The sequence below is a fragment of the Escherichia sp. 10290 genome (assembly GCF_030295155.1).
Classification (GTDB): Bacteria; Pseudomonadota; Gammaproteobacteria; order Enterobacterales; family Enterobacteriaceae; genus Escherichia; species Escherichia coli_F.
Window position 1 is genome coordinate 75,341 of the sequence record NZ_AP025742.1, and the last position, 22,687, is coordinate 98,027.

General features: G+C 51.3%; 22 protein-coding genes and 7 pseudogenes. 7 read left to right on the top strand and 22 right to left on the bottom strand.

Annotation, left to right across the window (positions count from 1 at the left end):
• Nucleotides 1-2: 2 nt before the first annotated feature.
• A complete protein-coding gene (locus QUE74_RS27745; RefSeq protein WP_000124080.1) occupies nt 3-368 on the top strand; it encodes a hypothetical protein in 366 nt (121 codons plus the stop codon).
• Nucleotides 368-499 (top strand): annotated as a pseudogene (locus QUE74_RS27750) (IS91 family transposase); the annotation flags it as partial. The gene QUE74_RS27745 and the pseudogene QUE74_RS27750, both read left to right, overlap by 1 nt.
• On the opposite strand, the pseudogene QUE74_RS27755 reads toward QUE74_RS27750, so the two are convergent.
• The 3 genes and pseudogenes from QUE74_RS27755 to istA all read right to left on the bottom strand — a co-directional run.
• Nucleotides 467-1,048, bottom strand: a pseudogene (locus tag QUE74_RS27755) (transposase); the annotation flags it as partial. The pseudogenes QUE74_RS27750 and QUE74_RS27755 overlap by 33 nt on opposite strands.
• Nucleotides 1,037-1,642, bottom strand: a pseudogene (gene istB / locus QUE74_RS27760) (IS21-like element IS21 family helper ATPase IstB); the annotation flags it as partial. The pseudogenes istB and QUE74_RS27755, both read right to left, overlap by 12 nt.
• Nucleotides 1,642-2,814, bottom strand: coding sequence for an IS21 family transposase (istA, locus tag QUE74_RS27765; RefSeq protein WP_000952361.1), 1,173 nt, complete (start codon nt 2,812-2,814; stop codon nt 1,642-1,644). The pseudogene istB and the gene istA, both read right to left, overlap by 1 nt.
• A 102-nt stretch (nt 2,815-2,916) precedes the next feature.
• Here istA and QUE74_RS27770 point away from each other — a divergent pair.
• The 3 genes and pseudogenes from QUE74_RS27770 to QUE74_RS27780 form a co-directional block, all read left to right on the top strand.
• Nucleotides 2,917-3,342: pseudogene (locus tag QUE74_RS27770) on the top strand (transposase); the annotation flags it as partial.
• 115 nt (nt 3,343-3,457) lie between these two features.
• On the top strand, nt 3,458-3,709 hold the full coding sequence (locus QUE74_RS27775) for a hypothetical protein (protein ID WP_135276003.1): 252 nt from the start codon (nt 3,458-3,460) through the stop codon (nt 3,707-3,709).
• Between the two features lie 446 nt (nt 3,710-4,155).
• Nucleotides 4,156-4,473: pseudogene (locus QUE74_RS27780) on the top strand (helix-turn-helix domain-containing protein); the annotation flags it as partial.
• 133 nt (nt 4,474-4,606) lie between these two features.
• Here QUE74_RS27780 and QUE74_RS27785 read toward each other — a convergent pair.
• From QUE74_RS27785 to traI, 14 genes and pseudogenes are all read right to left on the bottom strand, one after another.
• Nucleotides 4,607-4,793: pseudogene (locus tag QUE74_RS27785) on the bottom strand (hypothetical protein).
• Nucleotides 4,790-5,132, bottom strand: a pseudogene (locus QUE74_RS29710) (replication-associated protein RepA4). The pseudogenes QUE74_RS27785 and QUE74_RS29710 overlap by 4 nt, the downstream one beginning before the upstream one ends.
• A 363-nt stretch (nt 5,133-5,495) precedes the next feature.
• Nucleotides 5,496-6,353: an incFII family plasmid replication initiator RepA gene (repA, locus tag QUE74_RS27790; protein ID WP_000829162.1), complete on the bottom strand. Its 858-nt coding sequence runs from the start codon at nt 6,351-6,353 to the stop codon at nt 5,496-5,498.
• Nucleotides 6,346-6,420 (bottom strand): RepA leader peptide Tap, encoded by a 75-nt coding sequence (gene tap / locus QUE74_RS27795; protein ID WP_001364037.1) that lies wholly within the window; start codon nt 6,418-6,420, stop codon nt 6,346-6,348. The genes repA and tap overlap by 8 nt, the downstream gene beginning before the upstream one ends.
• Nucleotides 6,421-6,663: 243 nt before the next feature.
• The gene (locus QUE74_RS27800) at nt 6,664-6,912 is read right to left on the bottom strand and encodes a replication regulatory protein RepA (RefSeq protein ID WP_000083838.1); all 249 of its coding nucleotides are present in this window, start codon (nt 6,910-6,912) and stop codon (nt 6,664-6,666) included.
• A gap of 283 nt (nt 6,913-7,195) precedes the next feature.
• Nucleotides 7,196-7,345 (bottom strand): Hok/Gef family protein, encoded by a 150-nt coding sequence (locus QUE74_RS27805; protein WP_001312851.1) that lies wholly within the window; start codon nt 7,343-7,345, stop codon nt 7,196-7,198.
• Between the two features lie 255 nt (nt 7,346-7,600).
• Nucleotides 7,601-8,065, bottom strand: a complete 465-nt coding sequence (locus tag QUE74_RS27810; RefSeq protein WP_000455478.1) for a hypothetical protein — start codon at nt 8,063-8,065, stop codon at nt 7,601-7,603.
• 154 nt (nt 8,066-8,219) lie between these two features.
• Entirely contained in the window at nt 8,220-8,810 is a 591-nt protein-coding gene (locus QUE74_RS27815; RefSeq protein WP_000766788.1) for a DUF2726 domain-containing protein, read from the bottom strand.
• Between the two features lie 37 nt (nt 8,811-8,847).
• Nucleotides 8,848-9,057, bottom strand: coding sequence for a hemolysin expression modulator Hha (hha, locus tag QUE74_RS27820; protein WP_001355319.1), 210 nt, complete (start codon nt 9,055-9,057; stop codon nt 8,848-8,850).
• A 327-nt stretch (nt 9,058-9,384) separates the two neighbouring features.
• Nucleotides 9,385-9,597: a hypothetical protein gene (locus QUE74_RS27825; RefSeq protein ID WP_001364091.1), complete on the bottom strand. Its 213-nt coding sequence runs from the start codon at nt 9,595-9,597 to the stop codon at nt 9,385-9,387.
• Between the two features lie 134 nt (nt 9,598-9,731).
• Nucleotides 9,732-10,292 (bottom strand): fertility inhibition protein FinO, encoded by a 561-nt coding sequence (locus QUE74_RS27830; protein ID WP_000139355.1) that lies wholly within the window; start codon nt 10,290-10,292, stop codon nt 9,732-9,734.
• A 54-nt stretch (nt 10,293-10,346) separates the two neighbouring features.
• Nucleotides 10,347-11,084, bottom strand: coding sequence for a conjugal transfer pilus acetylase TraX (gene traX / locus QUE74_RS27835; protein ID WP_000429592.1), 738 nt, complete (start codon nt 11,082-11,084; stop codon nt 10,347-10,349).
• A gap of 21 nt (nt 11,085-11,105) precedes the next feature.
• Nucleotides 11,106-11,537 carry a hypothetical protein gene (locus QUE74_RS27840; protein ID WP_000447372.1) on the bottom strand — a complete coding sequence of 144 codons (432 nt, stop codon included), beginning with the start codon at nt 11,535-11,537 and terminating at the stop codon, nt 11,106-11,108.
• A 48-nt stretch (nt 11,538-11,585) separates the two neighbouring features.
• Entirely contained in the window at nt 11,586-16,856 is a 5,271-nt protein-coding gene (gene traI / locus QUE74_RS27845) for a conjugative transfer relaxase/helicase TraI (protein ID WP_000986971.1), read from the bottom strand.
• Between the two features lie 81 nt (nt 16,857-16,937).
• Here traI and vapB point away from each other — a divergent pair, with 81 nt between their 5' ends.
• Nucleotides 16,938-17,165: a toxin-antitoxin system antitoxin VapB gene (gene vapB / locus QUE74_RS27850; RefSeq protein WP_000450526.1), complete on the top strand. Its 228-nt coding sequence runs from the start codon at nt 16,938-16,940 to the stop codon at nt 17,163-17,165.
• Nucleotides 17,165-17,563 (top strand): type II toxin-antitoxin system tRNA(fMet)-specific endonuclease VapC, encoded by a 399-nt coding sequence (gene vapC, locus QUE74_RS27855; RefSeq protein WP_000911316.1) that lies wholly within the window; start codon nt 17,165-17,167, stop codon nt 17,561-17,563. The genes vapB and vapC overlap by 1 nt, the downstream gene beginning before the upstream one ends.
• A gap of 8 nt (nt 17,564-17,571) precedes the next feature.
• On the opposite strand, the gene traD is transcribed toward vapC, so the two are convergent.
• The 5 genes from traD to traS all read right to left on the bottom strand — a co-directional run bounded on the left by traD (nt 17,572) and on the right by traS (nt 22,680).
• Entirely contained in the window at nt 17,572-19,716 is a 2,145-nt protein-coding gene (gene traD, locus QUE74_RS27860) for a type IV conjugative transfer system coupling protein TraD (RefSeq protein ID WP_000009375.1), read from the bottom strand.
• 55 nt (nt 19,717-19,771) lie between these two features.
• Nucleotides 19,772-20,308, bottom strand: a complete 537-nt coding sequence (locus tag QUE74_RS27865; protein ID WP_001355323.1) for a hypothetical protein — start codon at nt 20,306-20,308, stop codon at nt 19,772-19,774.
• A 428-nt stretch (nt 20,309-20,736) separates the two neighbouring features.
• A complete protein-coding gene (locus QUE74_RS27870; RefSeq protein WP_001355324.1) occupies nt 20,737-21,216 on the bottom strand; it encodes a hypothetical protein in 480 nt (159 codons plus the stop codon).
• 203 nt (nt 21,217-21,419) lie between these two features.
• The gene (gene traT / locus QUE74_RS27875) at nt 21,420-22,151 is read right to left on the bottom strand and encodes a conjugal transfer complement resistance protein TraT (RefSeq protein WP_001364068.1); all 732 of its coding nucleotides are present in this window, start codon (nt 22,149-22,151) and stop codon (nt 21,420-21,422) included.
• Nucleotides 22,152-22,182: 31 nt separating this feature from the next.
• Entirely contained in the window at nt 22,183-22,680 is a 498-nt protein-coding gene (traS, locus tag QUE74_RS27880; protein WP_024166185.1) for a conjugative transfer entry exclusion protein TraS, read from the bottom strand.
• Between the last annotated feature and the right edge of the window lie 7 nt (nt 22,681-22,687).

The window sequence follows — 22,687 nt, forward strand, 5'->3', positions numbered from 1 at the left end:
TCATGGCCCGTTCAGCTAAACCCCGTAAACGAAAACCTGCACCTCAAATAAGCAAACTTCCCCGCTATGTCGTGAGGCTTCACGACGATAACTTTTTTGATGAAGAAGAAGCTGAGGTTCTGCACTTTGATAATTTTGACAATGCCGTTAAGTGCTGCGCAGACCTGAATATTTCGTTCTTTGTGGATGTGGGAAACAAAAAGCTGGTCTTCTGGTTTGTACGTGTTGATGACGAAGGGTATCCGGAAATCGCCCGTTGCACGGAGCGGGAGTTTGCGACCATTCTTGCCGGTATCAGCGCCGGCGGCATGTTCTGCCCGGAATGTGGCACCGTTCACTGGCCGGATAGTGTAAACCCGCCCTTCTGATGCTTCCCCGTTTTGCGGATATTTTTCAGCAGGGAAACCGCTGGCTTAACTGGCTGGAGAAGCAGCCGGAAGGTTCAGTGCGTCCGGTAGTCATTGAATCGGTGACAAAAATAACTGCTACGGGCAAGACCCAGAACACGCAGTAATTCTGTCAGGGGATATGTTTGTCTCAGGGCATCAATAATCTTTGTTTTTTCTCTGTTGTTCAGGTGACTGATACTGATGCCCGGGTCTTTTTTTATGATTTCCTCCGCTTTTTTCAGAATATCCAGCTCCATCTGCCGGCGGCGTATTTCCTGATTCAGTCGGGCGACTTCCTCCCGCAACGCATCGCGTTCTGCCTCCAGGGAAGGGGCGTTATGTTTACGCATAGTCTGGTAAGCACTGTTGCCGATAATTTCATCTTTCCATTTATACAATACCGCACGACTGACACCAATACGCCTGGCGATTTCACTGGCTGATCCTTGTCGTGTACAGAGTGCCATGACAGCCTGACGTTTGACTTCTGGTTCAAAGGGGGCAACCGGATTGGTCTTACTGGTAAATATACGTCGTCTGTCGGGGTAACGTTCATTAACCCAGCGAGCGAGCACATCGGTGCAGGGATAACCCAGAGTTCTGCTGGTAAACGCCAGGCAGCAGCCGTGGTTAAGATAATGTTCAACGGCAACCCCTTTGTTTGACGTCAGTATGATGCTCGCTTTTTCATATCGACGGTTCAGTAGCCGGAAGAACAGGCTGGCTTCCTCCCTGTTCATCGGCAGATAGCCTATTTCATCCAGGATCAACACCCGGGCATAACTCAGTTGCTGTAGCTGACGCTCCAGCCGGTTTTCCTGTTTCGCTTTCATCAGTGTCGCGATCAGTCTGTCCAGTGGCATAAACAGTACCCGATGTCCCGCATCCACCGCTTTCACACCAAGCGCTATGGCCAGATGCGTTTTTCCGGCACCAGGAGGTCCCAGCAGGATCACGTTTTCGCTGCGCTCCACGAACGCCAGACCAGCCAGTTCCCGGACAACCTTACGGTCGATGCCCGGCTGGAAGGTAAAGTCGAACTGCTCCAGCGTTTTGACCCACGGCAGACGAGCCTGCTTCAGCCTGGACTCCATACCGCGCTGATGCCTGCCGTTCCATTCCTGCTGTAGCGCCATGCACAGGAACTCCCGGTAGTTCAGCTCTTTTTTAGCTGCCTGTTCCAGCAGGCTTTCAACGTGATAACTCAGATGCTCCATTTTCAGGCGACTCAGCAGGACTTCCAGTTCATGCATCACAACAGCTCCTCACAGGCACTCAGTGGTCGATGTTCCACCTGACTGACCTGCTGCCAGAGCGGGGAGTGATGCTCCGGCACTGTCTGCCAGCCAGACGATGCCGAACAGAGGCGATGTGAGGCCACCAGTTTCTCATTACTGTAGATCCGTAACTCGTCATCCAGCGATATTCGTATCGATACCGGCTGACCACACAGCGCTTCGGGAACGCTGTAACGATTACCACCAACCTCGATATAGCTGTCCCAGGACACATGGCGGATATCGAAGTAACTGGTATCGAAGTCCGTATCCGGTAACGGCTGCAGATGTTCCTGCTCCAGCGCGAAGCGCTGTTCCGGCGTTTCTTTGAACTGGCGAAGTTCCCGTTTGTCAGCCACATCGGCTATCCATTGCTCCAGTTGTTGATTAACATGAGTGAAGCTGTCGAACCTGCGGTACCGGATGAAGAAGTTCTCCTTGAGGTATTTCACCATCCGCTCAACCTTACCTTTTGTTCTGGCCCTGCATGGACGGCATGCCCGTGGCAGGAAGTTATAGTGGTCGGCCAGCAACAGGAATCCGGAGTTGAACACGACTTTCCCGTTGTTATTCTTCAGCACCGCAGCCTTCTGGCTATCAACCAGCACCGTTTTCACACAACCACCGAAGTAGCGGAAGGCGCGAACCAGTGATTCGTAGGTATGCTCAGCATCCTGTTTTAGTGCGGCAAAGGCATGGAAGCGGCGGGAGAATCCCGGCATATTAACCGCAAAGTTAATTTTGCACCGTTGCCCGGCAACCTCCACCTCAACGTCGCCCCAGTCTTGCTGGAGCTGGTATCCAGGCTGAGTTTCGAAGCGAACTGTTCTTTTTGACGGACGCATTTTACGTTTGGGCTGGATGTAGTAACGCAGCATGGAACGTCCGCCCGTATAGGCCATTGCCTTAATCTCCGCGAAGATAACCTCGCTATTCCAGACATTCTCTGCCAGGCGCATGTCGATGTAATCCATAAACGGTTTCAGCTTAACCATTTTGTGGCGGGTCTTTCTGGCTGGCGGTTCAGGGTATTTGAGGTAGCGTCTGACCGTCCGTTCAGAGCAACCAATCTGAGTCGCAATATCGACAATGTACGCGCCCTGCTGGCGCATTTGCTTTATCATGTAAAAGTCCTCTCTGCTCAGCATGTTGATGTCCTTTCTGGTGTGAGAACCTTAAGGAAACAACATGTTGGGTGGAGCGGACAATCCAAATGGTGAATTACCGTCTTATATCACTGGCGCTGACAGCACTGCGGAGTGAAGGCTGGCGCACAGAGGATACAGTATCTGCTGAGTCTGGTCCCCGACTGCCCGTGGCAGCATATAGTGTTCACACTTCCCTGCCAGAACTGGTCCCTGGTGTTCCACAACCGATGGTTACTGCGCATTGCAGCGGATGTGATACAGGAAATCTGCCGTCAGGCAGATGTGGAGCCGGGGATATTCACGGTAATCCACACATGGGGGCGTGACCAGCAGTGGCATCCGCACATTCACCTGTCGACCACAGTCGGAGGAGTGACGCCGGGTCACACCTGGAAAAACCTTCATTTTTACGCCCGTAAGGTGATGAGCATGTGGCGTTACCGGATAACACGGTTACTGTCACGGAAATATCCGGAACTGTTGATACCGGATGAGCTGGCCGTTGAGGGAAGCAGCAGACAGGAATTTACTTACTGATCTTGCCGAGATGCATCATGAGCAAAATCTTATATTATCTGCAACTAGATCATTTTATCGCGCAAAGGAATATTCTGAAATGATAAAAGCATCCAGGAATATTCTTATGAATCATACTCTTCTTGGCTTTACTGCATTCAGGCAAAGAATAATCAATTTGCAACTGAGTAATGAGACTAAAAATTTCAATAAAATTAATGATAAATATATTCGCGGCGCGGTGCTTTTAAAACTTTCAGTTGGATCTGTCGAGAACCGAAAAAATGCCGGGACTGCCTTCAACACCAGTAATTGGGATTATGCTCAAAATCATATGGGGTTAGCTGTATTTGAAGGTAATGGGGGTGTTTGTTTTTGACCCTAATTGTGGTGGTGCGCTAGTCAATTGGGTGGCGGATGTTTATTTACCAACCCCAGTAAAACTAGTGGATTCAATTTTATTGCGAATGTACCGTTTATATGATAGAGAAAATGGAAAAGAACTGCCAGTCTTAAACGATTTGAATGTCTGAACTATAATGAATTGCCGTTTGGTGATTCTGTTATTTGAGTAATTGTAAATAAAGACCAATAAGGAATTGCTTTTGGGTGTGAGCATCTTTTTGGTTGAAAAGACTACTGATTCACTAAATAGCTGCGCGAATTTTGGACAGACCTTGTGAGGCAAGATCGCCAGGGCATTTCCGCAGCCATGTGGCGTTACATCAGGCTTGTCATATTAGACGCGGCTATTTAGTTCAATCATCTCGGCATGGTTAAAAAACAGCCTTAACGTACAATAATTTTCGATATCCAAACTGACCCCTCTATGAAAAACATGGAGAAAAAGGTTTAATTCCCAAACCTAAAGGTGTTAGTGCTGATCCAGAGTTGCGTATTAAGGTCGTGAAAGCTGTGATCGAGCAGCACATGTCCCTTAATCAGCCTGCTGCTCACTTTATGCTTGCTGGTAGTGGTTCTGTAGCCAGGTGGCTGAAGGTTTATGAAGAGCGCGGAGAAGCTGATTTACGCGCGCTCAAGATTGGCACCAAAAGAAACATTGCAATATCAGTTGATCCAGAAAAAGCGGCATCAGCATTGGAGCTGTCAAAAGACCGACGCATTGAGGATCTCGAAAGGCAAAATTCCAGCAGCTCATCCAGTGCGGTCGGGTGAGTAATCACATTAAACATATTATAGCCTCCGAAAGAATAAAATACACCAGAACGGGAAAATTGCGCAAATATCAAATTTCACCAATAAATGAAAATACACATTAAGTACAGAGATCACTGGGGAAGAAAGGGGTTTTGATGCCGCGCCAGCGGCATGTAAGGCGGCACTCTGTTGTTTTCATATGATACTGGAGTAAAACCGCCGAAGCCCGGCGTAAGCCGGTACTGATTGATAGATTTCACCTTACCTATCCCCAGCCCTGCTAAGCCATACCCGCTTTCAGCTATGACAGAGTTTTTGTGCGCGGTCGGAGTGGTCCCGACGAGGGTTTACCCGAAGTCGGGGCGTATCTCCGCGTTAGCGGGCCGTTAGGGCCGCTTACGAGCGTGTACTCAATACCTCCAGCGAGAAGACTGACAGCGATGAAAACTTTAGTTACAACATTCATAATTAAAAGCGACTCTGTTCCGGCCCGAAGGGCCGGGGCGGGGCCGCTTTTCAGTTATGAGGGAGGGGCTTTGTGGTTTCAGTTCTGCGTAGGATCGGGTTTTTTCCGGTGGTTGTATTTGAGTGTTGTAACTAAAGTGGCTCTGGTTGGGGCCCGCCGCTTGCGGTGGGAGGTGCATATATGTCTGTCCAAAGGACAGGCAGTGAATAGGTTTTCTTTTTAAATGAATGTAATTAAGTGGTTTAAAAGAGATATAAGCAGTTGTTTAAAAGATATATTGCACCCTGTAACGCTGGCGGCTGGCGCTTTATGACATGAACGGTTGTAACTTTATGGGGAAGCCCCTTGCAGTTTAATGTGGATAAGCAAAATTCCCCGTCTGTGAGGCGTGTTTTGTATCAAAAACAGGGGAAAACGGATGCACCAGAAGGTGGATGATGAGGTTGTTTTTTGTATATGGCGCTGCTTTTTTGTTCGCGGACAGGCTTCAGGCGTGCAGATGCCTCCGGCGCGGGCCCGGATTATTCAGTGCAGGTTACTTTCAGGGGGAAGCGGTGGCCAGCCGGCTGTAATTACGGTTACGTGACAGAATCATGCGCTCTTTCACACGACGCTCCACTTCACGTTTTACCGCCTCATGATTGCCAGTGAAACGTCCTTCCGCGATTTCACGCGTCAGCTGCCGTTTCACCAGGGTGACGATATCCTGACGCTGCCTGTCCGCATCGCGACGCGCACGGGCACGCTTTATTCCACGGGACTTAAGCTCTGTCTGGTAACTGCGGAAACGCTCACGGACAAAACGCCAGGCTTTCGCTATCAGCTCATCCATAGCCAGGGTATCCAGCCCCTGCTTTTTGCGCTGTCTGTTTTCCCATTCCACGCGGCTGCGGCGTGCAGAAGCCACTGCCTCCTCTGATACATCGAGGGCAGCAAACAGCGCCGGTGTGAACGTGATATCGGTCGGAATGTAGCACCCGATAAGCGGATCATATTCCGTCTGGTAGGTAATCAGTCCCAGCTCTGCAAGGAACGTCAGGGCCCGTGTGGCCCGGGTGATGGAGAGTTTTCCGGCAGCAGACTCCGTCGCCAGTCCGCACTCAATGGCCAGCGTGGTGATGGAGCACTGGACGCGGTTGGCCAGCGGGTCATAGTGGAAACACAGCCCCTGCAGCAACGCATCAATAGCCCGGCGACGCAGTACCGGTGGCATGCGTCGACGCAGGCCCCGGGAGCGGGCATGTGCCACATGAATGGCGAAATCAAAACGGGAGGTGAAGCCCACCGCCTTTTCCATCAGTTTTTCGCAGAACGGCAGCGTTCCTGCTCCTTCACGGGGTGTGAACACCGGATTCGGGTTCTTTACCTGGCGGTAATACGTTTGTTGAAGCTCAGCCACACCATCCAGCACTTACAATGCGCAGAAGGAGTGAGCACAGAAAGAGGTCTTGAATTTTTCCGGGCATATAACTATACTCCCCACATAGCTTGATTGTTGGCTATGCGGTTTTATGGGGCCCCGGTAATCTTTCATGTCGCCAAACTTGAAGGAGATTATCGGGGTTTTCACTTTTCTGGCTCCTGTACATCCACATCAGAACCAGTTCCCTGCCACCTTATGGCGTGGCCAGCCACAAAATTCCTTAAACGATCAGCAATCTATCACGCACACCAGAAACAGGCAAGAATGTGATGTCGCTACATTTTAGTTAGCTGAAAGCACTCTTCTGCTTTATCAGTTCAGCAATCATCTCAGCCTGAGTAACACCTTCAGCTTCACACATCTCCTGTAATTGCGCTTTTAACGCAGCAGGAATGAACACTCTGAGTTCTTTATGTGTGGCACGTTTTCTTGCCAGAGATGCCTGCTGACGTTCTGCAAGCGTCAGAGGATTACCTTTTCGGTATGCTCGCTTTGTACCTGATGAGGAGGTCACTGCATTTTCTGTCTGCGACATCTCGCCTCCTCAATTCTCAAACAGGGATCGTTTCGTAGAGGATACTACAGTTTTTTGAAATCAGCGACTTGAAAGTTGTGACGATGATCTGTGTTGGCGCACAAATCATGTCTGATTACGACCGTTTAATGTGATTTTGATAATGAAATGACTGAAAAGCTGGAAATGCCTTAACCTGGATGCCGGCCCCGGGCGGGACCGGCTGTTTCTGGCATGTCGGGTGTCTGCCCCTGAAGTACCTCACACTTCCGGAAAGCGGGGACTTCCGTCCCCGCCCGGCAGCTTACTTCCGTGCTTCGTAGGCCAAAGTTACCTGCACCACTGTATTTCCTCTGTGAATATTCAGTTCACATAACCGTTCCCTGAATATCAGTGAAAAACACAACACCGTAGCGCACACAGCGAGCAACCCGATAAGGGCATATTTCGTCATAAACTTTGACCTCTCTGCAAAGAAGAGGCTACAATCAGTAGTGCTACGTACTTCATGCAGACCTCACGAGTTAATGGATTAACGAGTGGGGTCTTCGCATCTCTGGTACCTGCGTCTTGCCTGAACCAGAAAGGCTCAGACACCCGCCGCGATAATACCACATTCCCCGTTGCTGACTATTACCTGCATTTCCCGCTTTTTACTACAGAAGCACGAAGGCGTCACTCCAGCCAATAAGTATGCTTTTTATTTACATCAATTTTTAATCCGGTACCGACGTTTCCCTCCAATTAACTCGCTTTTCGTATGACTCATGGCAATAAAATTTTCTTTACCATATGACAACATCCCAATAATATCAAAGTTGTCTTTTAAGTTGATGGCATCCTTTTCACTTACAGCGACAATAAGTTGTTTACCAAATTTTCTGGCCATCATTGCAAACTGTGATACTGCTGATCCACCACCTAAATCAGGCCATCCAACACAATTAAAAATGATTGTGAGCTCATCACTATTCATTGCATCCCTGATAAAGGAGACAACATTCTCATTTTTCTCTACATCTGAATCACTGTTAATCTGGGTGAAATCATAATATTTAGAACCAGGTATAGAATCCCCCTTAAAAAACTTATCAATGTGAGAGGCAGAATTCCCCACAATAAGAATATTGTGTTCACACTTAATCATTAATTCTGATACATCATCATATTCCATATATTCACCATTATTATATAAAGTTTAGGTACAGGTGGTTCCGGAATTTACTCTGTGGCCACCATTTCCCGTTTTTTATTACAGAAACGCCGGGAGCGGGGAAAACTTGCTTTTTCCCGTTTCCGGGGTTGGACAACTGAGCAACGCGAAGGCGTCAGCTACGATATTCCTGTGACTGCTGCTCAGCCCCTGTTGTATTCAGCCATTCTACGGTCATCTGCAGCAGTTTTCTGGTATCGTGGCTTCTGAGCAACGGAATACCAGCCTGCCTCAGAACCTCTTCCAGAAGAATATCCCGGTGTCTGCGTTCCGGTCGTAAATGGCTGGCATCATCCAGCTCTACTGCTGCAACAATACTGAACGAACGCCGTTCAACGATAACCACATCAACATACCACTGAGACACCATCCTGAATAACTGCCACCACTGGCGTGATTGTGGCCGGATATTCCTGTTCAGCTGGACGATATCCGCGACCCGTACCTGCGGACACAGATACCACCGCTTCATATCCACAATTCTGAACAGTCCTTTCATAAAACTGACTTCCCTTTCTGTCAGCAACGTCTTCTGACGTTGCCAGTATTCACCGCTGGCCAGTATTCGCTCTGCATCACCGGTCCGTATACCTGCCGCATGCAATTCCATCAGCAAAGGAGAATGCTGATTTACACTTTTGAGGATAATCCGGATAAGTAACGCTGCAATAATCAGAACAATGAGAATAAAAATAATCAGTTTCATTGTTTATCTGCTCCTGGTGATTAACTATGCTGAATTATTACCTTACATATTTCCATATCTCTTTTGGTATCCCGTCATATAACTTTCCGGTGATTAATTCCGCTAACCGGTGGTCTGCTGCTGAATTAAATGATTCACGTTCACTGCCCGATAAGCTGTCTCTGTTTTTATGAATAATTTTTTCCAGCGTATTGACTGATGAACATCGCCGTAACTGATACAGCCATTCCTGTTTTGTTTTCGCCATTTTGATTCCCGCTGAGAACAGATGAATGATAAGATTTCCATCGCTTTATTTACGGTGTCTCCATATCCAGGGTGGAACCGGATCAGCATTTTTCCATATCAAATAAATGGCTCCTTTATTTCAGACATCCTGAATATTGCAGCACACATTGAATAACGCCTTATTTTGTGAAATAAATCACAAAATATAAACTCACGACTTAATACGGAAAAAACTCTGTGCTACTCAGAATTGTCCGGTCATACTACCCGACCGGAGATTAAAAAAGTAAATCTCATGCATTATTCAGCCTTCTGACTCCTGGAGTAATGAAGGCTGCTTTTTTCGTTACACCCTTCCCCGGCAGCGCCGGTGGCAGTGTTCAGCCCTTTTCCGGGCAAACTGCTGCCAGTCTGTCCGGGGCGCAACACCGGCAGCCCGTCGCCATGCTTCAGCGGCTTCCATCCAGAGCCCCCTGACTTCCAGAATAACAGCCCGGCCTCCGGCACGCTGCCAGCGCCAGACCTGAGCGTTCCGTGAACTGTTTCTGAATCCATTCATTTTTCTGTCCCTCCCTTTCAGTCGTCAGTATTATTGTGGTAAATAATTCAGTGGACTGGGTTCCTTTCGGGTACGGAAGTTATTTCCTTTTAAGCCTTATTTCCCTGCTTCCTCTCTCTGATGGAGGCTTTTTTTTATTTCTCATCAAGCACGGCCTGAAGTTCTGCCTTTATCCGGTTCTGGCGGCGGATTTTATCCAGACGCGCTGCCGCATACGCTTCCTCCTCCTGAGAAATATGCTCCGTCACATACCCTTCCGTGTCATACCGGCAGGCACCGGCTTTCATGGCACACAGATAGCTTTCTGAACGGGTAATGGCCTTCAGCGCCCTGCGCAGTTTTTTATGCGAGAGCGGGATATTCCGCTGCACCACGTCTTCCAGTAACACGTCACGGATACCGCAGGCCAGAAGCCGGGGGGTGTCACCGTCAAATAATCCCGGCCACCAGGGCTTCAGGGTGTTCACGGCCTCATCCAGTGTGGGCAGGTTCAGATAAATGGACAGCGCCTGTCTGGCCTGCGCTTTTTTTGCCGCCTGCTCTGCTTCCCGGGCCGCTTTCTCGGCCAGCTTCTGCTTTTTCACCTTCCATTTTGGTGGCGTGGTGACATTGATGATGGTTTTCCGGCTGCGGACAGGCGTCTCTCCTTCCGTTTTCCGCTTCAGTGTCAGTACCGGTCGCTTCTGCTCTGTCATGCTGTGTTCTGCCTCTGACGAATCATCCTGTTACAGTCAAAGATACCACACCCGTCACAGTGCCAGAACGCCCAGCACAGCCAGATGACAGGCATAGAAAATCGGGAAAAAATCCCCGGGCCAGAAACGGGGTAGTGATTTCCCTGCACACGACACCAGACCAACGGTCAGCACCGTCATCACAAGGCCAGCTACAGCCGCCACATCACTGGTGGCGAGGTTAAGCGCAGGAATCACGGTCAGCAGGCAGGCAACCAGCGCCAGACGTTCCGTTCTGTCTTTCTCCCTGTACAGCCTGTGGCTGACCGCCAGCATTAGTAGCCCGGCAATGCCGTAACTGGTGCCGGACAAAGGCAGCCACGCTGCCAGCAGCAATATGACCCCCACCAAACGCCACCAACTGCGCGTTTCACACCACGTCAGCATCTGTGCCGCAACCGCAAAGGCAAACAGGATATTCCCTTCATACCAGGGAAAGCCGGCAACGTAATACGCGAACTGGGCAATCACAGCCCATCCCCACAGCCGGTTAATGGCCGACTGCCGGATATGCGCATGACGGGACAGATTCAGCCCCCATACCAGGGCAAACAGCGGAAAGGCTCCACGCCCGGCCAGAAACATCCACGTCTGGTCCAGATGCAGAATGCGGTTTGCATGGTCCAGTACCATCAGCACCAGTGCCACCGTTTTGATGATATCCCGCTGTCCGGGGGACCAGACAAGAAGGCGCTCCAGCCACTCCCGGGGTTTCATGGTCACAACACCGACCGTGTTATTCATATTCTCCATATCATCACGCCTTACGAAGCTTTAAAACCATACATGTGCCAGCACAGTTCCCCCGATAATCAGTATCATCACTGCGGTAAGGCCGAGAAGAGACACATTCATCACACCAACCCGTCGGGAAACCGCATCCATCCCGATTAAAAGGCGGACGTAAGCTTCATTTTCCTTAAGCTGTGTTCTGAGCTCTTCCACCGACGAAGATATCACGGGCAGCAACGGATGCGCGGGGTCGGTTTTTTTAAGTCTCAGCCGGGTTCTCAGTAAAGCTTTCAGGAAGGCGCACCCCGTCTTGTAAAACTCCATGTTGCAATATTCATCCTCGCTTATGCAGTTTTTCAGCGATGCCAGCTCTGCCGTAAAGCCATAACGCTCAGGAATATTGTCCACGGATAACGCGCTCAGTATGTCTGCTGTTTTTCCCCGGATGTCATCAGGGTCAGGGAAGGTTTCCATATCAGCAATCTCCTCAGGGGGTTAACACAAACGCCCGGGCCGACAGTATCAGTCTCCGCCCAGGGTTTTCTCTTTCTGCAGGTCACGGACCATATCCCGCTCCATCTGCTGCAGTCGCTCCTGCAACAGATTTTCCCGGGCAACCTCCCGGACAGCGTCCTGCACCCGTTGAGGCTCACGCAGCACACTCTCCGGCAGTACGGCTTCCCGTTCAGAAGTGACAGCCCGGTCACGCTCCTGCCCGGCAATATCCCTGACAGCCTGCTCTGTTTTGTCATCCGGCTGGTCAGGTTTTTCCTCTGCCATTTTACGGACAATTTCATCTGCGCGACGTTCCGTTTCACGGCGGATAGCCTCTTCAGCCTGCCGCTGTGCCAGTACCTCTGCCGTGACCGGTTCGCCATTTCCGGCTCCCGGCTGGACGCTGTTGTCCGGGATATCCCCCCACACGCGGCCACCGGTGATGGCACCCGGATTCCACGGGCGACCTTCACCGGCAATTCTCACCACCACACCGCTGTCAGGATTATCACGGGCAATCCGGACACCATCCTGCATATTATCAGCCAGCAGACTCTCTCCGTTACGGCTGCCCTGCAGGGCCACAAACTGTGCATCTTCACTGCCCTTCACCCGGCCTTCACCACTGAATCCCCGCAGCCCGTTTCCGTCATCCGTGGTCAGCGGGTTCAGCCAGATACCAGCTGACCTGCCGTTACGGTCAAAAGCCGGCAGTGCCACATACGGCTGCGGATATTTGCGCCCCAGTGCAATAAACCGTGCAGGACTGTCTCCCCCGGCCAGCCCCGCCTGACGAAGAACGGCACGGCCTGCCGCCACATCCCGCAGCTCCCGCGCCGTACTGAACAGCCGCTCTGCATTCATGACCTCCCGGTCCGGTTTCGGTTCAAACACATCGTGGGCTGTTCCTTTCTGTACGGCATTGTTAATGGCATCCGTCCAGCCCTGACGGTTATCGGTGTACACCTGTACATGCTGCTTCATACGCGACAGGGCCACGTAGGCTGATTCAAAGCCTGCCATCAGTTTCCGGTTACCTTCCGTGCCTTCAAGCGCGATGGCAAAGGTTTCACTTGCCCCCTGCGCACCGTGGGCGGTGATGGCATAGGCCAGGTCAATATGTTGCTCTGCCCGCTCCTGACCGGGGCGAATCACCCGCGTCTGCTGTCCGTCCGACAGCGTGACACTGTCACCGGAAACCGCCATCACCGTCCAGACGCTGTTGGCCACATAACCGCGCTCCCGGTCACTCTTCGTGAAGCGCATCCGGTCACCGGTCCCCACCCGGATTTTGTCCGGGGTGTACAGTGTGACACCTTCAGCCACCGCCTCCCGGGGCGAAATCAGCCGTGAGTTACCGTCCGTATCCTGCAGGGTTATCAGCCCGTCATCCCTGCTGATACCGGCAATCCGGTGATACACATTATCCACCAGGACAATGGCATCCGGGTTATTCTCCCAGGTGGAGAGACGACGCAGTTCCCCGTCGCGTATATTCGCTGTATTCAGGACAGGCACCATGACCTGCTCTTTTCCCAGCTCACCGGCCTTTTCCCGTGCATCATGAATCATGCTGTTCAGCACGCGCCGGTCTTCATTCAGGTGCGTGACAATCAGCGTCTGCTCCCGTGCTTCCGGTGTCCTGCCGGTATAGTCACGGACAATGGCTTCATACAGTGTCATGGGGACATCCGGAAAAGCCTCGCCTTTCAGCATCGCCTTCTGCTGCGCTTCTGCCAGTTTCGCTTCCTGGCTGTGACTGAACTCCGTCACGGAGTGCTCCGGTGCCCAGGCGCCCTCCTGACGTGGCACCTGAGACGGTTTCACACTCTCAAGCCCGGACAATGCTCTTTCCACATCCCGGTTAATCAGGCTGTATACCGCCTCCCGCAGTTCCGGCGTCTGACGCACAATCTCCTTCATGATGGCCACATCGGCAGCACTGCGCGTCTGCTGGAGACGGAAAGGCTGACCGGGCGCGATGGCCTGCAGCTGGTCCGTGTCACCGCTGGCCACAGCACGACCACCACCGGCCGCAATCAGGGCGTATGCCCGTGCCATGTCGGTATTGCCCACCATAGAGCTCTCATCGAGCAGGAACAGCGTGTTGCTGAAATCCGGCGTTTCTCCGCTGCGCTGCTGCAGCTGCGTGTCATGCAGAAAGGACGCCAGTGTCTGCGCATCCACGCCGGCGCTGCGCATCTCCCCGACCGCACGGTGAGTGGGCCCCAGCCCCACAACACGGGGACGCTCACTCTCCGGCAGCATGTTCACGGCTGACATCACCGCCCGGAACTGTGTGGTCTTACCCACACCGGCATAGCCCTGCACCACCGTGAAACGGTCGATGGTTTCCAGTATCATGCGGGTGGCGGCGCGCTGTCCTGATGTCAGTTTCTCCATGAGTTCGCCAGGTACTCTCTCCATCAGCGGCGTGACCGCCTCCTTACCTTCGAGAATATGGCGAAGAATGCTCTTTTCTGCCTCATACGACGCACGGGAAACCAGCAGTCCTGTGCCATAGCCTTTTGCCACATCCACATACAGTAAATCACCGCGTTTTATCTGCGCATTGATTTCCCGTCCCAGGTCAGTAAAACTGGTTCCTTCTGCAGCAAACGACTTCGCCTCTGTCAGCAGGTCCACCTGGCTGAAGGCCAGGTTTTTACTTTCCACCACCGGAAGGGCCAGATGAATGGCCTGCTGTGCCGGCGTGTGAAGCCCGGCTTTCTGCAGACTGATAGCGGTTTCCAGCAATGTCTCACCGGCACGCGCCTTTATCTGCTCAGAAACCACCGTAAAGGACGGATGGCGGGCAAGTTTTTCCGCAGTACGGGTTTCATCCAGTGAGGAATACAGCCGGACATCACGACCGCTGCGGGCCAGACCGTTCAGGGTGGCGTTGTCCATTGCCATCTGTGTGACGGAGGCAAACACCGTCGCACTGTCACTGACGGAATGCCCGGGCGTTTCCACCCAGCCGCTCTCCAGCTTCAGTGCCGTGAACGGTGAGTAGCCAACAGGCAGGGAGGCCGGTTCAGCCCGCCCCGGCACAACAACCGTCATCGCGTCCTCGCTGACGGATGCCACCTGCAGGCGGTCACCGCCGGAGATGCGGAGTCCGGGGATTTTTCCCGTCACCCTCAGACGCTCGCCCTCTGCCACCGGTATTTTTTCCGGCCGGAACAGCGACCAGCTGCTGTCCAGGGAGGAAATACGCACCACCTGCGTTTCGCCCTGCGCATCCCGCAGGGTCAGACTGTGACTCTGCGCCGTCACCCGGTCTATCACATAACGGTCATGACTGCGTGTCTCCGGGTTCCACTGCTCCATCACCATCCCCGGGCGATACATATCCCGCAGATAACGGCTCCGGCTGTCCAGCCAGACCGGTGACAGTGCAGTCATGGTCACCTCCGGGTGTCCGAGCACGCCCTGTGTTTTCAGCTCACTGCGAATGGCCTGTGTCAGTATGGCCTGTTCCCGTACTCCGCTGACCTGTGCCACGCTCTCTTCTCCGGCTTTCACGCTGGCCGCAAAGTCCCCGGCCAGCCGGGCATAGCGGACATTCCGGTCCGGTTCACTGATGATGGTTGCCGGTCGCTGCTCTCCCCCCTGCCAGCGATATGTGTTCACCCCGGCATCTTTCATGGCCATCAGCGCACTGCCTGTACCGGTTCGCTGTCCGCTGTCGCTTATCAGGACCTGTACGTTATGACGTGCGGCACCGTCCAGCAGGGTTAACGTCTCTTTCAGGGAGAGTTTTTCGCCCTGGTCAACGATAACAGTACTTCCCGGTGTGAAGGCCATGCCCTCCAGCAGCTGACGCCGCCCGGTTATCAGCTCACCGGACAGCCGCTCATCCTGCTTCAGGTTCATCTGCGAGCGACGGTCAGCGGCGATAATCTGCACTTCCCGCCCCTGCTCCCGGGCCATCATTGCCAGCTCGGCCACCCGCTCACGCTGCCCGGCTGCACCGCCCTGCCCGGACACAATGGCCAGCGACGGACGGTCCTGTGCCAGAACGCTGACAGCATCGCTGTAACCGGTCGTCCGGGGGACACTTTTCTCCGGATGTACAGTCACCCGGTTCTGTTTCATGATGTCACGACTGAGTGCCCGGACTGACAGCTCATCGAGCACATGAATCCCGGACGTGAACAGCCCCTTCTCACGGTCGAGGGGAATCAGCTGCTCACGGCTGATGGCCTCATCGATACCGGCACGGGCCCGCTCAATCACACCATTTTCCGGCGGCAATATACCGACCGTTCTGGCCAGCACGTCCGTGTACGTAAACTGCACTTTTCGTTCACTTAATCCGGCAATGGCCTGTGTCACCGCCTGCTGCACATCCGGCCCGTCCTGTGAAGCTGGCCCGGGCGTCTGCATGCGGCTCTCCGCACGCTGATCCGCCGCGTCACGATATGCCCGGATGTCGAACCCGGTTTCCTTCAGCGTCTGCATCCATTCAGCCATTCTGACTTCAGGATCGACGTGCTGTTTGGATTTTCGCGTATCCAGTGCCGCCACATCCCGGGATTTCAGCGAGGCGTCTTCCCCGACGGCCGCCCGGATAGCCTGCGAGCGTCCGGAAAAGGCCTCCACCGGTACGCCCGGCATTTCCCACATACCGTGCTTACCAACCACTTCAGTTTCATAGCCCAACGCCTCAACCTGCTCTTTCAGTTTTTCCCGGTAGAGCCTGCCAAAGGCAATCTGATTAGCGTACACATTCTCAATGAACCCCGTTTTCCCCACTTTGTCACTGCTCAGTGTCTTCCACTCGCCGTTATGCTGCGTGACATTAGCCACCACCGCATGCGTGTGTAACTGTGGTTCCTGATCGCGACTGGTGTCGTGGTTAAACAGTGCCATCACCAGATTACCGGTCAGTACCGTTTCTGACTGTCCGTCCGTCATCACCCGTGTGGAGGCCAGCGCCTCCACCTGACGGACAGCAAAATCCACGGCCTGATTATGTGCATCAATCAGGCGCTTATCGCCACCTGGCATGGCCATCATGGAGACACTTTTGGGGGCGGAGAACGTCAGGTCGTAACCGGGACGATGCCTGTTACTGCCATCCTGCATGCGGCTTAAATCCGCTCCGTCCGGCAGTTTCCCCTCCAGAAGACGGGTAAAGACATCCTTATCGACACTGCCCTGCAGCCCCAGTTGCTCTGCCCCCCTGCCGGCCCAGCGTTCCCCCATGCTGCCCAGCACATAGTAATTATCCTTGTCGGTATAATAGTTACCGGCACTTCCGGCCGATCTGACCTGCGCGATACTCATCATAAACGTATATCCCTTTGACATATCCCGACAACGATCCCACAATGGATATGCGCAAGACATATCCATGTAAGGAGGTAAATGATGGAAACCACCGTATTTCTCAGCAACCGCAGCCAGGCGGTCAGGCTGCCAAAAGCGGTTGCATTGCCGGAAAACGTAAAACGCGTTGAAGTGATTGCTGTCGGACGAACCCGTATCATTACGCCAGCCGGAGAGTCATGGGATGAATGGTTCGACGGAAACAGCGTCAGCGCTGATTTTATGGATAACAGGGAACAGCCCGGCATGCAGGAAAGGGAGTCATTCTGATGCTGAAGTTTATGCTCGATACCAACATCTGCATTTTCACAATAAAGAACAAGCCCGCCAGTGTCAGAGAACGTTTTAACCTGAACCAGGGGAGAATGTGTATCAGCTCTGTCACCCTGATGGAGCTGATATATGGTGCAGAAAAAAGCCAGATGCCTGAACGCAATCTCGCTGTGATCGAGGGATTTGTTTCCCGCATTGATGTTCTGGATTACGACGCTGCAGCAGCCACACACACCGGCCAGATAAGAGCAGAACTTGCCCGTCAGGGACGCCCTGTCGGACCATTTGATCAAATGATCGCAGGTCATGCCCGCAGTCGGGGACTGATTATTGTGACTAATAACACCCGGGAATTTGAACGTGTGGACGGTCTGCGAATTGAAGACTGGAGCTGACCTGTTCATCAGAAATCATCTCCCGGCTCAACATCCTCCCCGCGCTCCCGGTGCACGTTGATATTTACCTCTTCACGGCGCTGCATCTGCTGCTGGATATCCGGATTCTGCTCCCGTTGCCATGCCTCATAAACGGCCATATCCACCACTTCACCGGATTCACTGATCCCGGGTGGCAGTTGCTGTTCCATCTCTTCTTCCGGTTTCATTTTCAGCTCCTGCGCGATCCCCCCTGCCGGAACACTCACACCTGCATCTGACTTCTTATCATTGATGACAGAAGACACTGGCTGTTGTGGCTGTTCAGCCTGAGTCACGTCTTCTCCGGAGACAACCTCCGGTTCGAAGAGACTGGCCATCTGGCGACCTTCTGCTTCCCTTGCAGCAAGCACGGCGCTCAGGCGGTTCTCCATTTCCGGATTGAGGTCACGCGGAATAAACTCCGGAGCAACCTTCGGTCGTGCCTGATATTTCAGTGAGAGTTTTACTGCCGGATACGGTCCGGGCAGGGTGACATAGCAGGTCAGATCCGGCAGAGACTGAATGTCGGAATAACTGACCAGCGTCTGGCGCTCCATATCCTTACCGGTCGATACCCCGTCACGTACAGGGTCAGCACCGTAGGAATACTGCTCGCTGGCTTTCAGGTGCTCTTTCTCACCAATTTCACCGGCAGCGAACTCTGCAATCTTATGGCTGGGAGAACGGAAAAAGGCACGGGTGTTCATGACGTCAAACAGCGTGGCTGCCGCTTTCTCACCGTAGATATCTTCCAGCTGGGCATAGGACTGGATACCAAACACATAACAGCCACCGAACTTACGGGCTTCCGGCAGGATCTCCACCAGGTCCGGCAATTTGTGTAACGTGGGTAACTCATCACAGAAAAACCACACACGACGGTTACGGTTTTCTCCCATTGCCAGCAGCCCACGAATGGCAATGGACAGCCACATGGAGATCACCGGTTTCAGGGAAGCATGGGTGTCGGCGTTCGACGAGATAAACAGCCAGCCGTTTTTCTGATCTTCCCGGACACCACGCATCCAGTCACGGATGGTGAAGGGCTCACCGTTATGCTCAATCCCCTGCAGGTAACGGATGGCTTTCACGTAGTTGGTCAGCACTGCACGGATGGAAATCGCCGTTTTCTCGATTTTCTCTTCCACCAGGTTGGCCGCAGGTGAATTACGCAGGAAGGTACGCAGTTTTTCAATTTTGATGGAAAGCAGTGTGTCCACCAGTTTGCTGTAGCTGCGGTTGGGGTCATTGCGCATCAGGTACGCCGCTTCCGCAAAAATGGTACGTCCTGAACCCTGCCAGAACGGATCCTCTTTTGTACCCATCGGGATCAGGGTATTTGCCGTATTATCAAAATCCGGCTGTGTCAGGCACTCCTTCCACAAATCCCAGGCGGCACAGCGGGCATCCAGCGGATTCAGGATCTTATCAATGGACGGGTCATAGTAACTTTTAACAAATTCCCCTGATCGGTCATAAATCACCACCATATCACCACGCTGACGGGCGTAGTTGGCCAGACGACGGATAACTTCCGACTTACCGGCCCCGACCGTGCCGTGCAGACAGAAGTTCTGGATTTCGGAATCCCGGATAATCGGCAGGTCGCCAATCCGGATATCGGAGTCCTTGCCGTCTTTTTTCAGCATCCGGGCAACGTCCTTCGGGTTGTCTGTCAGCTGACGACCACCTGTGACTTCATTTTCGCTCTGTTGTTTACCCTGACGCCCCAGAATCCAGGAGACAACAAAGAAGGTGATCAGGCAGATAACCAGGGCCACAATAGTGGCCAGAACGAATGCGGACCATAGCTGCTCACCGCACCAGATCATATATTTATCATGCAGTACCTGAGCCGCGTTCATCCGGAAGGTTTTGCCGTAATACTGGATCTCATAGACCGGCTGGGACCTGATTAAATCCCGCATGCCTTCCAGCGTGGTGCACCACCAGTAAATACAGCCGTTCACAAACGTCTGCCAGCTTAGTTTTACCCATAAAACCAGACCAACGAGGATCCAGAAAAAAATGAACAGGCAGTAAAGCATGATATTGGCGATCTGGCTGAACATGCGGATACGCATGGACGCAATCTGACCGCCCTGGGTCATATCCTTTGCGTTAAAACTCATGATGAAACTCCGGGAAAGTCAGGAACAGAGCAGAAAAGAGCGGTGTGGAATGCATTCACAGAACAAACCATGTATACCCTGTATACCGGTGGTGATAGCCGCCTGCTGGCCTGCCGGAAGAAACTTTTTCCAGCACGATATCAGTCAGGCGCAATATTTCAGACCAGTCACTCTCGTGTGAATACTGGATCTGAACAAAAAGGCGTACCCGCTCACGATAATCCAGAGCCGTGCCCGGTTCATAAAAGTGGCCACTGTCAGGAGATACACGGGACGTTTTATTGATGAGCTCGTATTTATCGGCATGAGTCTGTGACGACAGAGACCAGGTAATATTTTCTTCCTGCTCACCATCAATACGGCTATTCCCGGGCGTCCAGGCAATTTCCTGCGCACTGGTCACGATGATCTGTCTGGAGACTTCTGCCAGCTTTTTGGGAGTACAGAATACCCGGGCCAGCACACACAGGGACAACAAATTACAGCGGCCCTCTTCCGGCTTAAGCGGATTGCTCCCGGATTTCTCAGGAAAAGATATTTTTGTCAGTATTTCAGTTAATTCCTTATACCTGAGAGAATTAATAAAGTACATGACAAGCATCATGAGAAACAATATAACAATAAGCCCTCCGATAACCACTAAAAGGTCAGTATCAATATTATTGCTGTACAGATAGTCTTTAGTTGTCGCTGTATTATCCTGTATCACCGGGGGGATTCAGTTACAGGCTTCTCAGTAAATTGATTATTCTCACCAACATATTCAGCGATATTGTCTGATGTCATAATGACTTTCTCCGGAAGATCCCGGCTTCGCCGGCAACACTTCACGGTCGCACAAAGAATTTGCACAACCGTTCAGTGTTCTCATATTTATTTCGGAAACGCCGGGAAGCGACAAAATTTATTTTGTTACTTCCCGGGGTTAGACAACGAGCAACGCGAGGCGTCAGTCAGGAGGCCAGTCATCCCAGCCACGGATAATATTCTCTTGACGCTATTTAGTTTTATCCCTAAAGATCAGCTATTAACCGTCATAAGCATCCATATCTGGTCAACATCTGATGAATCCTTATCAACAGCGACTGGTTCAATTGAAAGCGACCATATTGTTTTTCCATTAACAACACAGGAAAAGTCATCAAAGAAATAACCTCTTTTTATATGCTCATCCAGCTTTTTCGTTTGAAATCTATACGCAACTTTTTGTTCTTCAAAACTCTGATAAGAATCCCTGAATGCTTCATATGCTCCGAAATGAGCATACAATCCCATATCACGAAAGGCTTTAGCAACTTTATAGCCTGATTCAATAAAAGTATCAGCCGTAAATTTCTTAATTCGACCTTGCCCTCCGCTTATAATACATAAGTTTTCAACATTCACCGATGGTGCTGCAACCTGTTTATCAACAAACAAAGCTGGAGTATATAAAAAATAAGTATCAGAACCTCCAGTGCGGGTGATATAATTATAATTCTCATTATGAATATTATACATTATCTGATCGGACAAAAATTCTCTTACATGTTTATTTTTATATTTATATAAAGCTCCTTCAGATACTTCTGTACTTATGCATCCCTGAATGAGAAAACAAATTAATAACACTATACATTTTCTGATTAACACGACTACCCCCTTAATGCCATAATAGGGAATTTATATGAGACTGGTACAGCTTTATCCAGTCTCATCCTAAATTACAATATATTAGCAATTGATTTGGCCAACTGGTCTTCGAGAACAGGTTTCGCCTCTTCAAATTTCAGGTTAACCTTGTTCGCATTTGAGACCACCCGGGTCTGGTATTTATGCTGGTTACCCGTTTCAGTACTGGTCTGAATTTTCTCACCTGATGTGCCCTGACGAAGAGCGGCAATATTATCCGTTGTCACCGTTGCCTTAGTACGCTCTGCAATCTGCACATCCGTGATCATGGTATAGTTCACATCTTCCACCATTGCATCTGCAGCCATACCCACCAGACCAGCAGCAAGGCCTACACCGAGTGTGGCACCGGCAGAATTGGAGTTATATCCGGTAATACCGGCACCTAATGCTGCACCAACAGCTGCGCCTTCATAACCACGGTTCAGCCATCCCTGAGACTCCCGCAGATCCATCTTATCGGCCTTCAGCACATTCGCCTGAATCCTGTAGTAGGCTTTATCCGGAGAAGTCACCACCTGATACCCTTTTTCTTTCACAGCATCAGCAATTTTGCCCTGCAGCCCACTCATATCTTTATCAGACGTGTTTTTGATCTGCAGAAATACCGTGCGTTCGCTGGCGGGTTCAAGCCAGATGGTTTCACTCATCTGAGTTTTGACTTCAAGATTACGCTTCTTGATTGCTGTGCTCATCGCACCACACCCTGAAAGGACCAGAGTGGAACTGACCAAGGTAACCATCATCAATTTTTTTGTTTTCATCAAATTACCTTTATTACAAGCTACAGTTTTCTTATCGCCTATCATCATAGTCCTGCCAACAAGTTCCAAAAGTATTTCCTGCTGAATCAAATCCTCCATGCATAGCTAATCCTGTTGCCGGATTAGTACGATAAAAATCCACATAATCAAAACTCACATCATCAAAATCCAGATGCAATTCTTCATTGGCGTTTTCATTTACCTGAGATTGCATCCATTCTCTTACACTTACACAACCACAAACTCGCCTTAATTCGTATAGTGTACCAATGATAAAAGTCATCAGGCTTAATAACGGAGAGAATAAGGAAGATACTGGCATCAGTATATACCAAACGCCTTTACTGAATTTAAACTCATCCGACACATGCCGTTTTTTTCGTATTTGAGAAAACAACCATATAAACAGTCCCTGCCATAGTACAATAAAGCACAGGATAAAAACTGTTTCAGCGCTCCCCCAATCAGCCAGATTACAGGCAATGAGCTGTATCACAGTTATCAGAGCAATATGAGCTAAATTTTTCATTATCATC

Coding starts and splice junctions, on each gene's coding strand:
- QUE74_RS27800 (WP_000083838.1), bottom strand. CDS start 6,912: ATGTCGCAGACAGAAAATGCAGTGACCTCCTCATCAGGTACAAAGCGA.
- QUE74_RS27865 (WP_001355323.1), bottom strand. CDS start 20,308: ATGTACTTTATTAATTCTCTCAGGTATAAGGAATTAACTGAAATACTG.
- istA (WP_000952361.1), bottom strand. CDS start 2,814: ATGCTGAGCAGAGAGGACTTTTACATGATAAAGCAAATGCGCCAGCAG.
- traI (WP_000986971.1), bottom strand. CDS start 16,856: ATGATGAGTATCGCGCAGGTCAGATCGGCCGGAAGTGCCGGTAACTAT.
- traT (WP_001364068.1), bottom strand. CDS start 22,151: ATGAAAACAAAAAAATTGATGATGGTTACCTTGGTCAGTTCCACTCTG.
- QUE74_RS27810 (WP_000455478.1), bottom strand. CDS start 8,065: ATGGAATATGATGATGTATCAGAATTAATGATTAAGTGTGAACACAAT.
- QUE74_RS27815 (WP_000766788.1), bottom strand. CDS start 8,810: ATGAAACTGATTATTTTTATTCTCATTGTTCTGATTATTGCAGCGTTA.
- QUE74_RS27825 (WP_001364091.1), bottom strand. CDS start 9,597: ATGAATGGATTCAGAAACAGTTCACGGAACGCTCAGGTCTGGCGCTGG.
- QUE74_RS27840 (WP_000447372.1), bottom strand. CDS start 11,537: ATGGAAACCTTCCCTGACCCTGATGACATCCGGGGAAAAACAGCAGAC.
- traS (WP_024166185.1), bottom strand. CDS start 22,680: ATGAAAAATTTAGCTCATATTGCTCTGATAACTGTGATACAGCTCATT.
- hha (WP_001355319.1), bottom strand. CDS start 9,057: ATGGCGAAAACAAAACAGGAATGGCTGTATCAGTTACGGCGATGTTCA.
- vapC (WP_000911316.1), top strand. CDS start 17,165: ATGCTGAAGTTTATGCTCGATACCAACATCTGCATTTTCACAATAAAG.
- traX (WP_000429592.1), bottom strand. CDS start 11,084: ATGGAGAATATGAATAACACGGTCGGTGTTGTGACCATGAAACCCCGG.
- traD (WP_000009375.1), bottom strand. CDS start 19,716: ATGAGTTTTAACGCAAAGGATATGACCCAGGGCGGTCAGATTGCGTCC.
- vapB (WP_000450526.1), top strand. CDS start 16,938: ATGGAAACCACCGTATTTCTCAGCAACCGCAGCCAGGCGGTCAGGCTG.
- QUE74_RS27775 (WP_135276003.1), top strand. CDS start 3,458: ATGAATCATACTCTTCTTGGCTTTACTGCATTCAGGCAAAGAATAATC.
- QUE74_RS27745 (WP_000124080.1), top strand. CDS start 3: ATGGCCCGTTCAGCTAAACCCCGTAAACGAAAACCTGCACCTCAAATA.
- QUE74_RS27805 (WP_001312851.1), bottom strand. CDS start 7,345: ATGACGAAATATGCCCTTATCGGGTTGCTCGCTGTGTGCGCTACGGTG.
- QUE74_RS27870 (WP_001355324.1), bottom strand. CDS start 21,216: ATGTATAATATTCATAATGAGAATTATAATTATATCACCCGCACTGGA.
- QUE74_RS27830 (WP_000139355.1), bottom strand. CDS start 10,292: ATGACAGAGCAGAAGCGACCGGTACTGACACTGAAGCGGAAAACGGAA.